Source organism: Pseudomonas fluorescens NCIMB 11764, from assembly GCF_000293885.2.
GTDB classification, from domain to species: Bacteria; Pseudomonadota; Gammaproteobacteria; order Pseudomonadales; family Pseudomonadaceae; genus Aquipseudomonas; species Aquipseudomonas fluorescens_B.
Map to the genome: position 1 here is coordinate 3,460,442 of NZ_CP010945.1, position 12,772 is coordinate 3,473,213.

Here is a 12,772-nt window from a genome sequence, read left to right on the forward strand (position 1 = left end):
CAAGGATATGACTATGACCAGCACCGCCCAGCACACTCAGGTTGTACAAAAGCAATTCGGTGAACAGGCCGCAGCCTATCTGAGCAGCGCCGTGCACGCTCAAGGCACCGAATTCGCACTGCTGCAAGCCGAAGTGGCCGGGCAGGGCGATGCCCGAGTGCTGGACCTGGGTTGCGGCGCCGGCCACGTGAGTTTTCACGTGGCCCCGCTGGTCAAGGAAGTGGTGGCCTACGACCTGTCCCAGCAAATGCTCGACGTGGTCGCCGCCGCCGCCGTTGACCGCGGTTTGAGTAACGTGACCACGGCCCTCGGCGCCGCCGAACGCCTGCCGTTCGCCGATGGCGAGTTCGACTTCGTGTTCAGCCGTTATTCGGCGCACCATTGGAGCGATCTCGGCCTGGCCCTGCGCGAAGTCCGTCGGGTACTGAAGCCGGGCGGCGTGGCGGCGTTCGTCGATGTGTTGTCACCGGGCAGTCCGTTGTTCGACACTTATCTGCAAAGCGTCGAAGTGCTGCGCGACACCAGCCATGTGCGCGATTATTCCGCCGGCGAGTGGTTGCGCCAGGTCAGCGAGGCGGGGCTGCACACTCGCAGCACCACGCGCCAGCGCCTGCGTCTGGAGTACAACAGCTGGGTCGAGCGCATGCGCACGCCACAGGTGATGCGCGCCGCGATCCGCGAGTTGCAGCAGTCCATGGGCAATGAAGTGCGCGAATATTTTGAGATTGAACCCGATGGTTCATTCAGTACCGATGTGCTTGTGCTGATGGCCGAGCGATAGAATTTTTCCGGGTGTGCTCAAGGGCACACCGACTGAAGACATGAGGAAAGCATGAGCAAGCAGATTCTGATTCTCCCGGGTGACGGCATTGGTCCGGAAATCATGGCCGAAGCGGTCAAGGTGCTGGAACTGGCCAACGACAAGTACAACCTGGGCTTCGAGCTGAGCCACGACGTGATCGGCGGCGCCGCCATCGACAAGCACGGCGTGCCACTGGCCGACGAAACCCTGGAACGTGCCCGCGCAGCCGACGCTGTCTTGCTGGGCGCCGTGGGCGGTCCGAAATGGGACGCCATCGAGCGTGACATCCGTCCTGAGCGCGGCCTGCTGAAAATTCGTGCGCAACTGGGCCTGTTCGGCAACCTGCGCCCGGCAATCCTGTACCCGCAACTGGCCGAGGCTTCCAGCCTGAAAGCCGAAATCGTTTCCGGTCTGGACATCCTGATCGTTCGCGAACTGACCGGCGGTATCTACTTCGGCGCGCCACGCGGCACCCGTACCCTGGAAAACGGCGAGCGTCAGTCCTACGACACGCTGCCGTACAGCGAAAGCGAAATCCGCCGCATCGCCCGTGTCGGTTTCGACATGGCCATGGTACGTGGCAAGAAGCTGTGCTCGGTGGACAAGGCCAACGTCCTGGCTTCCAGCCAGTTGTGGCGTGAAATCGTCGAGGAAGTGGCCAAGGATTACCCGGAAGTCGAACTGAGCCACATGTACGTCGACAACGCCGCCATGCAACTGGTGCGTGCACCGAAGCAGTTCGACGTGATCGTCACCGACAACATGTTTGGCGACATCCTGTCCGACCAGGCGTCGATGCTCACCGGTTCCATCGGCATGCTGCCCTCGGCGTCCCTGGACACCCACAACAAGGGCATGTACGAGCCGTGCCACGGCTCTGCGCCGGACATCGCGGGCAAAGGCATCGCCAACCCGCTGGCGACCATTTTGTCGGTGTCGATGATGTTGCGCTACAGCTTCAACCAGCAGGGCGCGGCGGATGCGATCGAGAAAGCCGTCAGTCTGGTTCTGGACCAAGGCCTGCGTACGGGTGACATCTGGTCGACCGGTTGCACTAAAGTCGGTACGCAGGAAATGGGTGACGCAGTAGTCGCCGCGCTGCGGAATCTGTAATCTCTCGGGCCCGCTGCAACTTTCACTCTTGAAAGCAGCGGCCCACTTTTTAAGAAGGTGTAGTTGCGATGAAACGTGTAGGTCTGATCGGTTGGCGCGGTATGGTCGGTTCCGTGCTCATGCAGCGGATGCTGGAAGAGCAGGATTTCGATCTTATCGAGCCGGTGTTTTTCACCACTTCCAATGTCGGTGGCCAAGGCCCGTCCGTGGGCAAGGACATTGCTCCGCTCAAGGACGCTTACAGCATTGAAGAGCTGAAAACCCTCGACGTGATTCTGACCTGCCAGGGTGGCGACTACACCAGCGAAGTCTTCCCGAAACTGCGCGAAGCCGGCTGGCAGGGTTACTGGATCGACGCCGCTTCCAGCCTGCGCATGCAGGATGACGCGGTGATCGTGCTGGACCCGGTGAACCGCAAGGTCATCGATCAGCAGCTCGACGCGGGCACCAAGAACTACATCGGCGGCAACTGCACCGTCAGCCTGATGCTGATGGGCCTGGGCGGTCTGTTCGAGGCCGGTCTGGTCGAGTGGATGAGCGCTATGACTTATCAGGCGGCCTCCGGTGGCGGCGCGCAGCACATGCGTGAACTGATCAAGCAAATGGGTGTGACTCACGCCTCTGTCGCCGATCAACTGGCCGACCCGGCCAGTGCCATCCTCGACATCGACCGCCGTGTCGCCGAAGCCATGCGCAGCGACGCGTACCCGACCGAAAACTTCGGTGTACCGTTGGCCGGCAGCCTGATCCCGTGGATCGACAAGGAACTGCCGAACGGTCAGAGCCGCGAAGAGTGGAAAGCCCAGGCCGAGACCAACAAGATCCTCGGTCGCTTCAAGAGCCCGATCCCGGTGGATGGCATCTGCGTACGCATCGGCGCCATGCGTTGCCACAGCCAGGCGCTGACCATCAAGCTGAACAAAGATGTGCCGATCGCCGACATCGAAGGGCTGATCAGCCAGCACAACCCATGGGTCAAGCTGGTGCCGAACAACCGCGACATCAGCATGCAGGAGCTGAGCCCGACCAAGGTCACCGGCACCCTGAATGTTCCGGTGGGTCGTCTGCGCAAGCTGAACATGGGTTCGCAGTTCGTCGGCGCGTTCACCGTCGGCGACCAGCTGCTGTGGGGCGCGGCCGAGCCGCTGCGTCGCATGCTGCGGATTCTGCTTGAGCGTTGATTGATTGAAGCAATGAAAGAGCCCGTGCCTTGAAAGAGGTGCGGGTTTTTTTATTCCCGGTAGTCTGACATTGATCAGGTGCTTGCCATCCACCCCTCTCACCCCAGAGTTTATCTCTAGGCCTAGACACAAGCGGGCTTGCTCGCGAAGGGGCCGGAACAGACGCCGCAGACCCAGGCCGAATTGCCTGCACGCCACCCACCCGGTAAAGTGCCGCTCCCCCCGTTTCGCCAGAGGTAGAACCATGAGCCAGTCCTTTGATATTGCCGTGATCGGCGCCACCGGTACTGTTGGCGAAACGCTGGTGCAGATACTCGAAGAACGCGACTTTCCGGTCGGCAATTTGCACCTGCTGGCCAGTAGCGAATCCGCCGGGCATTCGGTGCCGTTTCGCGGCAAGAACGTGCGGGTGCGGGAAGTCGATGAGTTCGACTTCAGCAAAGTGCAGTTGGTGTTTTTCGCCGCAGGCCCGGCGGTGACCTTGAGTTTCGCCTCGCGCGCCACGGCCGCCGGGTGCTCGCTGATCGATCTGTCCGGCGCCTTGCCGGCCGATCAGGCGCCGCAAGTGGTGCCGGAAGCCAATGCCCGGGTGTTGGCCGGCCTGAAAAAGCCATTCCAGGTCAGCAGCCCAAGCCCGTCGGCCACCACATTGGCCGTGGTGCTCGCACCGTTGCTTGGTCTGCTCGACTTGCAACGCGTCAATGTGACCGCCAGTCTGGCCGTTTCTGCCCAGGGCCGCGAAGCCGTTACTGAGCTGGCACGCCAAACCGCAGAACTGCTCAATGTGCGTCCGCTGGAGCCGACTTTTTTCGATCGGCAGATGGCTTTCAACCTGCTGGCGCAAGTCGGCAAGCCGGATGATCAAGGCCATACGCTGCTGGAAAAACGTCTGGTGCGTGAGCTGCGTCAGGTCATGGCTTTGCCTTTATTAAAGATTTCCGTCACTTGCATTCAAGCCCCGGTGTTTTTTGGCGATAGCTTTAGTGTGACCTTGCAGTCAGCAAGCGTCGTGGACCTGGCAAAAATCAACGAAGCGCTGGAAGACGCACCCGGTGTAGAGCTGGTGGAAGCCGGTGATTACCCGACCGCTGTCGGCGATGCGGTAGGGCAGGATGTGGTCTACGTCGGTCGGGTTCGCGCTGGAATCGACGACCCGTCGGAACTTAATTTGTGGCTGACGTCAGATAACGTACGCAAAGGCGCGGCGCTCAATGCTGTGCAGGTGGCTGAATTGTTGATAAAAGACCTGCTGTAAAAGATACTTGGCAACAAATTACAGAATGATTCTAGCCGGGCGATGCCTGGCCGGATTGCTGAAGGCGAGCTACCCTGCGGGGCTTTCCGGGGCATGCAAGAAAAGTTCGCGCGCGACGACACTTCGCCGTCGCGCGCAATGCCTTGCGGCAGCGACTATCAACACCTTCTCGCTGGCCGAGGAATGTTCAAACAAAGGATGAGGCTATGGTTCAAGTTCGCAAACTGGTGTTAGCAATAGCGGCCGCCTCGGCGCTGTCCTCCGGTATGGCGCATGCCCTCGGACTCGGGGAGCTGACCCTGAAGTCGTCGGTGAACCAGCCGCTGGTGGCGGAAATCGAATTGCTCGACGTCAAGGAACTCACCGCTGCCGAAGTGGTGCCGAGCCTGGCGTCGCCCGAAGATTTCGCCAAGGCCGGTGTCGACCGCCAGGCATTCCTCAATGACCTGAGCTTCACCCCGGTGCTCAACGCCAGTGGTAAAAGCGTCCTGCGTGTGACCTCCAGCAAGCCGCTGTCCGAACCGATGGTGAAATTCCTGGTTCAGGTGATGTGGCCCAATGGTCGCCTGCTGCGCGATTACAGTGTGCTGCTCGATCCATCCAAATTCTCGCCGCAAACCGCTGAAGCGGCTGCGCAACCGGCGCCGACCCAGACGGTCACTGCCCCCGTGACGGGCGCCGCCAAACCGACCGAATACACCACCACGCCGCGCGATACCCTGTGGGAAATCGCTGCGAAGGCGCGTAATGGCGGCTCGGTTCAGCAAACCATGCTGGCCATCCAGGCGCTGAATCCGGATGCGTTCATCAACGGCAACATCAACCTGCTGAAGACCGGTCAGGTCCTGCGCCTGCCGGATCAGGCGCAGGCCACCAGTGTGCCGCAACCCAAAGCCATTGCTGAAGTCGCCGCGCAGAACACCGCGTGGCGTCAGGGCCGTCGCTATGTAGCCAAGCCTGGAACAGGGCAGCAGCAACTCGACGCGACCAAACGCGCTCGCGGTGAAGGCACTCCTGCGCAGGCTGCCAAGGACAATTTGAGCCTGGTGTCCGCCGAGTCCGGCAAGGCCGGTGGCAAAGGTGCGGGCGGCGACGCCAAAGCCTTGAACAACAAGCTGGCCGTGACCCAGGAAAGCCTCGACACGACCCGTCGTGACAACGCTGAACTGAAAAGCCGCATGACCGATCTGCAAAGTCAGCTGGACAAGCTGCAACGCCTGATCGAGCTGAAGAACAATCAACTGGCCAAGTTACAGGCTGAAGGTGCTGCGGGTGCGCCGGCTGCTGCGACGACGGCGCCGGCCATCTCGGCCGAATTGAGCCCGACCCCTGCGCCTGTCGAAGGCGCGCCGGCGACGCCAGCCCCTTCGGCGACGGCCCCTGAAGCAACGCCGGCCCCGGCCGAGACGCCTGCCGAGCCAGCGCCTGCAACATCTGACGACCAGAAGTTTAATGAACTGCTGACCAATCCGTGGTTGCTGGGCATGGTCGGTGGCGGGGCGGTGGTTCTGCTGCTGTTGCTGCTATTGCTGGCCCGTCGCCGCAAAGCCCAGCAGGAAGCCGAGAAGCACCTGCGCATGGCGCGTGCGTTGTCCGAGGAGCAGGAGTTCTCTGCTGATCTGGACTTGCCTGAAAGCAGCTTTGAAGGTCTGGAAGTGCCGCCGCCAAGCGTGAAGCTCGCGACTGCACCGGCTCCTGCGCCAGCGCCGACCCCGGCACCGGCTCCAGTGATTGCACCGGTGGTGGTAACGCCACCGATCGCCGCGCCACTGGTCGCGCCTGCCGCTGATCGCGATGACGACGTGCTGACCAAGGCGCAGTCGCACATGGCTGCCGGTCGCCTGAATCAGGCGGCTGCGTTGCTGGAAGACGGCATCAAACAAGAACCTCAGCGCAGTGACCTGCGTCTGAAGCTGATGGAAGTCTACGGTCAGCAGGGCGATCGCGATGCGTTCGTGGCCCAGGAGCGTCAGCTCGTGGCCAACGGCGAAAACTTTGCCCGTGTCGAAGAGCTGAAAAGCCGCTTCCCGGCCATGGCGGTCGTCGTGGCGGGTGGCCTGGCGGCTGCGGCTGTCGCCGCCGAACTGGACGCCCAGTACGTCAAGGACCTGCTGATGGACGAGCCCGAAGCCCCGGCCCCGGCCCCGGCACTGGCTGATGACGATTTCGATAGCGCGTTTGATCTGAGTCTGGATGATCTGGAAAATGCTTCTCCGGCGGTGGCTGAGCCTGAGCCGACGCCTTCGCCAGAGGCTTTGGCCGAACTGGATGAATTCCCGCTGGACGACGACCTGAGCTTTGAGTCGGTGCTGCAGCAGCAGACTGAAATCAAGGAAAATCTCGACGACCTGTCGGACTTCGACCTGGACATGGACCTCGGTGGCGACGCGTCGCCAGCGACCCTCGCTGAAGACGATTTCCTGTTGAGCCTGGATGACGACGTCAAGGACCTGCCTGCCGCTGAAGCGCCGGTCGTTCCTGAGGTGGCGCTGGACGATCTGGAGCTGCCGGCTGATTTCGATCTGTCGCTGGCCGATGAAATGGATGCTCCGGACGCCTTCGCGGCAGAGCTGGATGACGTCAACGCCGAGCTGGATCGTCTGTCCCAGAGCATCAGCGAGCCGACCTTCACCGCGGAAGACGCATTGGCCTCCGCCGCGGACGAACCGGAATTCGATTTCCTCTCTGGCACCGACGAAGTCGCCACCAAACTCGACCTGGCCCAGGCCTACATCGACATGGGCGACGCCGACGGCGCACGGGACATCCTCAACGAAGTCGTGACCGAAGGTGATGCGGGTCAGAAGAGCGAAGCCAAGGAAATGCTTGCGCGTCTGGCTTGATTGATCGGTAAAGCGTAAACAAAACGGCAGCCCTTTGAGGCTGCCGTTTTTGTTTCTTGGGAGTGGCGCAATTCAATGTGCGAGCCGGCAAGCCCGCACCGACATTTGATTTTCTTAAGCCAGCAAATCCTCATAAAACGCACCGAACGGCCGGGTAGGCTATCTATATAAAGAGGTCGGCATGGGCGCTGCAACGGCACAAACGGCACGCGCCTCTGGCGTCCCGGTCCGACGGCCTTATAATGCCCGCCTTTGCGTTGATCAGCAGGCTGTTACTCCTTGGCAAATATAGATAACCCGGCTGCCGAAATGGCGGCTGACGGCTTTTTCCGCATCGCCTTGGGCGTTGAATACAAAGGCTCGCGTTTTCGCGGCTGGCAGCGTCAGGCGTCCGGTGTGCTCACAGTGCAGGAGACCCTGGAAAAGGCCTTGTCCAAAGTCGCCGACTCACCGGTGTCGCTGCTCTGCGCCGGGCGCACGGATGCGGGCGTGCATGCCTGCGGTCAGGTGGTGCATTTCGACACGCAAGTCGAGCGTTCGATGAAAGCCTGGGTCATGGGCGCCAACATCAACTTGCCCCACGACGTCAGCGTCAGTTGGGCCAAGGTCATGCCCGCGCATTTCCATGCTCGGTTCAAGGCCATCGCCCGGCGCTATCGCTACGTGATCTACAACGACCAGATCCGCCCGGCGCACCTGAACGAAGAAATCACCTGGAATCACCGCCCCCTCGACGCCGAGCGCATGGCCGAGGCCGCGCAGTACCTGGTCGGCACCCACGACTTCAGTGCTTTTCGTGCGGGTCAGTGCCAGGCCAAGTCGCCGATCAAGGAATTGCATCACCTGCGTGTCACGCGCCACGGCAAGATGATCGTGCTGGATATTCGCGCCAGCGCTTTCCTGCACCACATGGTGCGCAACATTGCCGGAGTACTGATGACCATCGGTGCCGGCGAGCGTCCGGTGGAGTGGATGAAGGAAGTGCTGGAGAGCCGGATTCGCCGTTCCGGCGGGGTGACGGCGCATCCATTCGGCCTGTACCTGGTGCAGGTCGAGTACCGCGACGAGTTCGAATTGCCCGAGCGTTACATCGGTCCACACTTCTTGACCGGTTTCGCCGAACTTGACGGCTGACGCCCTCGAACGCATTTGTTACCATCCGGGACTTTCCCGGATTTGCCCTGAGGTTTTATCGACATGTCAGCCGTTCGCAGCAAGATTTGCGGGATTACCCGCATAGAAGATGCGTTGGCGGCAGTCGAGGCCGGGGCTGATGCCATCGGGTTTGTGTTTTACGCCAAGAGCCCACGGGCCGTGACGTTTCAGCAGGCGCGCGACATCATCAGGGCGCTGCCGCCGTTCGTGACCACTGTGGGGTTGTTCGTCAACGTCAGCCGTTGCGAGTTGGGCGAACTGCTCGATGCCGTGCCGCTGGACTTGCTGCAGTTCCATGGCGACGAAACCGCTGCCGATTGTGAGGGGTGGCACCGGCCGTACATCAAGGCGCTGCGGGTCAAGGCCGGCGACGACATTGCCGCGGCATGCAATGCGTTCCCAAGTGCCAGCGGTATCCTGCTCGACGCTTACGTTGAAGGCGTACCCGGCGGAACCGGCGAAGCATTCGACTGGTCTCTGATACCTCAAGGCTTGAGCAAACCGATCATCCTGGCGGGCGGCTTGACGCCGGATAACGTCGCCGAGGCGATTGCCCGGGTTCGGCCTTACGCCGTGGACGTCAGCGGTGGGGTGGAGGCGAGCAGGGGCATCAAGGATCACGCAAAGATTCAGGCATTCATCAAGGCTGTACGCAGTAGCACGTAGTTGATGTGACGGCTGGCAGACTGCCGCCGTCCCAAAATGCACTGCGCTGCACAAAGCAGGCACGGCTGAGGATTGATGGGTTGTACGCAGGTCATGCTTCATTGACCCGGCTATCCACCGATCATCGCCACACACATGAATTTAGCTCAAGGGCATACGCGGGGCTGCGAACCAGAGCGTTCGGGCCGCCGGTACTGGAGAAAGAAAGCATGAGCAACTGGTTAGTAGACAAACTGATCCCTTCGATCATGCGTTCCGAGGTCAAGAAGAGCTCGGTGCCTGAAGGTCTGTGGCACAAATGCCCGTCTTGCGAGGCTGTGCTGTATCGTCCGGAGCTGGAAAAGACCCTGGACGTTTGCCCCAAGTGCAACCATCACATGCGTATCGGCGCGCGCGCCCGTATCGACATTTTCCTCGACGCCGAAGGCCGCAGCGAGCTGGGTGCGGACCTGGAGCCGGTCGACCGCCTGAAATTCCGTGACGGCAAGAAGTACAAGGACCGTCTGACCGCAGCGCAAAAGCAGACGGGCGAGAAAGACGCACTGATCTCCATGAGCGGCACGCTGCTGGGTATGCCGGTGGTGGTTTCGGCTTTTGAATTCTCCTTCATGGGCGGTTCCATGGGTGCCATCGTCGGTGAGCGCTTCGTGCGCGCCGCCAACTACGCCCTGGAAAACAAATGCCCGATGATCTGCTTCGCCGCTTCCGGTGGTGCGCGGATGCAGGAAGCCCTGATTTCCCTGATGCAAATGGCCAAGACCTCCGCGGTGCTGGCGCGTCTGCGTGAAGAAGGCATTCCGTTCATCTCCGTGCTGACCGATCCGGTCTACGGCGGCGTTTCCGCCAGCCTGGCGATGCTCGGCGACGTGATCGTCGGCGAGCCGAAAGCCCTGATCGGCTTCGCCGGTCCGCGTGTGATCGAGCAAACCGTTCGCGAAAAACTGCCGGAAGGCTTCCAGCGCAGTGAATTCCTGCTGGAGCACGGTGCGATCGACATGATCATTCATCGTCAGGAACTGCGTCCGCGTCTGGGCAACCTGTTGGCGCAACTGACCGGCAAGCCGACGCCGAAATTCGTTGCTGCACCCATCGAGCCGATCGTGGTTCCACCGGTGCCAGCCAACATATGACTGAACGTACCCTTGGCGAGTGGCTCGCCTACCTTGAGCAGTTGCACCCTTCGGCCATCGACATGGGCCTTGAGCGCTCGCAACAGGTAGCGTCCCGCATGGGGCTGGGCAAGCCGGCGCCTCGGGTGATCACGGTCACTGGCACCAACGGCAAGGGTTCTACCTGCGCATTCGTGGCTTCGTTGCTGCGGGCGCAGGGTCTGAAAGTCGGTGTCTACAATTCCCCGCATCTGCTGCGTTACAACGAGCGGGTGCAGGTCAACGGCGTCGAAGCGACTGACGCTGAGCTGTGCGAGGCCTTTGCTGCGGTAGAGGCGGGGCGTGGCGAGACTTCCCTGACCTATTTCGAAATGGGCACCCTGGCGGCGTTCTGGCTGTTTCAACGGTCCGGGCTTGATGCCGTGGTGCTGGAAGTCGGCCTGGGCGGACGTCTGGACACGGTCAACGTGGTGGATGCCGACATGGCGCTGGTGACCAGCATCGGCGTTGATCACGCCGATTATCTGGGTGACACCCGTGAGTCCGTGGCTTTTGAGAAAGCCGGCATCTTCCGCCAGGGCGCGCCTGCGCTCTGTGGCGATCTGAATCCTCCTCAACCTCTGCTGGACAAGGCGCGCGAGCTGGCCTGCCCGTTTTTCCTGCGGGGTCGTGATTTTGACCTCGGCGTTACCGATCACAACTGGCAATGGCGCGGTCTCGACGCTCAGGGGCGAGTAGTCGAGTTGCATGATCTGCCACTGCTCGATCTGCCGATGGAAAATGCCGCACTGGCGCTACAGGCTTATCTGTTGCTCGGTTTGCCTTGGGTGGACGCGCAGATTATTGCTGCGCTGAAGGCCACGCGGGTTGTCGGTCGTCTCGATCGCCGCCAGTTTGACTGGCAAGGCAAGCGCCTGAACCTGTTGCTGGATGTGGGGCATAACCCCCACGCAGCCGAATACCTGGCCCGCCGTCTGGCCAGTCGTCCACCGGTCGGCAGGCGTCTGGCGGTGTTCGGGTTGTTGGCGGACAAGGATCTGGATGGTGTTGTCAGCGAATTGAATGCTAGTGTCCAGCACTGGGCTGTTGCGCCGCTGGATTCACCGCGGGCGCGGCCGGTTGCCGATTTGCATGGGTCGTTGCAGAACCTTGGTGCTTCGGTAACGTCCTATGACAGCGTGGCCGCTGCCCTGGAAGGGCAGTGCGCGCAAGCGACGAGCGACGACGAGATTCTGTTGTTCGGATCATTTTATTGTGTCGCCGAGGCCCTTGAATGGCTGGCCCGGCGCTCCACGGAGGAAGCGGCAAATGGCATTGCTGGATAAGGCCTACAAACAGCGCATGGTCGGCGCCCTGGTGCTGGTGGCACTGGCAGTGATTTTCCTGCCGATGCTGTTTTCCCGTCAGGATGAGCAGCGTCAGGTCACGGTCGAAGCGCCGGCTGCGCCGCAAGTGCCTGCGGTGCCGCAGGTTCAGGTTGAGCCGGTGGTCGTGCCTGAGCCTCAAGCCTTGCCGCAAGAGCCTGTGCCGAGTGATGACGAAATCGCCCAGCAGGAAGAGCCAGAGATGCCGATCGCACCGACGGCTCCCGTTGCGCCTGCACCTGCGCCCGCCGCCAAGCCGGTTACACCGCCTCCGGCACCGGCTCCGGTCAACAAACCAACGACTGCGCCAAGCCAGCCGATCACTGCCGCACCGGGTAAACCGGACACGACGCAAAGCCGCGTCGACGCCAATGGCCTGTCGGTCAGCTGGTCCGTGCAACTGGCCAGCCTGTCGAATCGTGCCAGCGCTGAAAATCTGCAAAAAAACCTGCGCAGCCAGGGTTACAACGCCTACATTCGCACGGCTGACGGCAAGAATCGGGTATTCGTCGGGCCGCTGATCGAGCGGGCAGAAGCCGATCGTCTGCGTGACTTGTTGAACCGTCAGCAGAACCTCAAGGGTTTTGTGGTGCGCTTCCAGCCTGAGCGCGGTTAAAAACTATCGCCCCGATTTGAAATGCACTGACAATCGCAGCTTACCGATAAGCATGGGCTCTGCTAAAATGCGCCGCCTTATCCGTCTGTAGGCTGCACTGTGCCATTTACCTGGGTTGACTGGGCGATCGTTGCAATCATCGCCATCTCCGCATTGATCAGTCTGAGCCGCGGCTTCGTCAAGGAAGCATTATCGCTGGTGACCTGGATCATCGCAGGAGTCGTTGCCTGGATGTTCGGTGGTGCATTGTCCGAGTACCTCGCCGGATACATCGAAACGCCATCGGCTCGCGTGATCGCGGGCTGCGCAATAATGTTTGTCGCCACGCTGATCGTAGGCGCAATGATCAATTATCTTATCGGCGAGTTGGTTCGCGTTACCGGGTTGTCCGGGACCGATCGATTCCTCGGCATGGCCTTCGGCGCTGCGCGTGGCGTGTTGCTGGTGGTCGTGGCGGTCGGGCTGTTGAGCCTGGGGCCGGTACAGCAGGACGGGTGGTGGCAACAGTCGCAGCTCGTGCCAAAATTTCTATTGGTCGCAGACTGGTCCAAAAACCTGATCCTCGGGTGGAGCAGTCAGTGGCTTGCCAGCGGTATCAGCGTACCCGCTGAAATACCGTTCAAGGAGCACCTCTTGCCGACGGCCAAAACGCCTCAGTGAGTTGTGTT

General features: G+C 61.2%; 11 protein-coding genes. All 11 read left to right on the plus strand.

Annotated features, from left to right (window positions below; genetic code table 11):
- The first annotated feature begins 13 nt into the window (after positions 1 to 13).
- The 11 genes from B723_RS15905 (at position 14) to B723_RS15955 (ending at position 12,764) form a co-directional block, all read left to right on the plus strand.
- Positions 14 to 781 carry a class I SAM-dependent methyltransferase gene (locus B723_RS15905; RefSeq protein ID WP_017337631.1) on the plus strand — a complete coding sequence of 256 codons (768 nt, stop codon included), beginning with the start codon at positions 14 to 16 and terminating at the stop codon, positions 779 to 781.
- A gap of 51 nt (positions 782 to 832) precedes the next feature.
- Complete coding sequence (gene leuB / locus B723_RS15910) at positions 833 to 1,915, plus strand: 3-isopropylmalate dehydrogenase (protein WP_017337632.1); 1,083 nt, start codon at positions 833 to 835, stop codon at positions 1,913 to 1,915.
- A gap of 68 nt (positions 1,916 to 1,983) precedes the next feature.
- Complete coding sequence (gene asd / locus B723_RS15915; protein ID WP_017337633.1) at positions 1,984 to 3,096, plus strand: aspartate-semialdehyde dehydrogenase; 1,113 nt, start codon at positions 1,984 to 1,986, stop codon at positions 3,094 to 3,096.
- A 244-nt stretch (positions 3,097 to 3,340) separates the two neighbouring features.
- Positions 3,341 to 4,351, plus strand: a complete 1,011-nt coding sequence (locus tag B723_RS15920; protein ID WP_017337634.1) for an aspartate-semialdehyde dehydrogenase — start codon at positions 3,341 to 3,343, stop codon at positions 4,349 to 4,351.
- A 206-nt stretch (positions 4,352 to 4,557) separates the two neighbouring features.
- Complete coding sequence (locus B723_RS15925) at positions 4,558 to 7,194, plus strand: FimV/HubP family polar landmark protein (RefSeq protein WP_017337635.1); 2,637 nt, start codon at positions 4,558 to 4,560, stop codon at positions 7,192 to 7,194.
- 309 nt (positions 7,195 to 7,503) lie between these two features.
- Positions 7,504 to 8,328: a tRNA pseudouridine(38-40) synthase TruA gene (truA, locus tag B723_RS15930; protein WP_031318628.1), complete on the plus strand. Its 825-nt coding sequence runs from the start codon at positions 7,504 to 7,506 to the stop codon at positions 8,326 to 8,328.
- Positions 8,329 to 8,391: 63 nt separating this feature from the next.
- On the plus strand, positions 8,392 to 9,015 hold the full coding sequence (locus B723_RS15935) for a phosphoribosylanthranilate isomerase (protein WP_017337637.1): 624 nt from the start codon (positions 8,392 to 8,394) through the stop codon (positions 9,013 to 9,015).
- A gap of 209 nt (positions 9,016 to 9,224) precedes the next feature.
- Positions 9,225 to 10,145: an acetyl-CoA carboxylase, carboxyltransferase subunit beta gene (accD, locus tag B723_RS15940; protein WP_008028281.1), complete on the plus strand. Its 921-nt coding sequence runs from the start codon at positions 9,225 to 9,227 to the stop codon at positions 10,143 to 10,145.
- Complete coding sequence (folC, locus tag B723_RS15945; protein ID WP_017337638.1) at positions 10,142 to 11,449, plus strand: bifunctional tetrahydrofolate synthase/dihydrofolate synthase; 1,308 nt, start codon at positions 10,142 to 10,144, stop codon at positions 11,447 to 11,449. Before accD ends, folC begins: the two co-directional genes overlap by 4 nt.
- Entirely contained in the window at positions 11,433 to 12,104 is a 672-nt protein-coding gene (locus B723_RS15950; protein ID WP_017337639.1) for an SPOR domain-containing protein, read from the plus strand. The genes folC and B723_RS15950 overlap by 17 nt, the downstream gene beginning before the upstream one ends.
- A 99-nt stretch (positions 12,105 to 12,203) precedes the next feature.
- Positions 12,204 to 12,764 (plus strand): CvpA family protein, encoded by a 561-nt coding sequence (locus B723_RS15955; RefSeq protein ID WP_017337640.1) that lies wholly within the window; start codon positions 12,204 to 12,206, stop codon positions 12,762 to 12,764.
- Positions 12,765 to 12,772 lie beyond the last annotated feature (8 nt).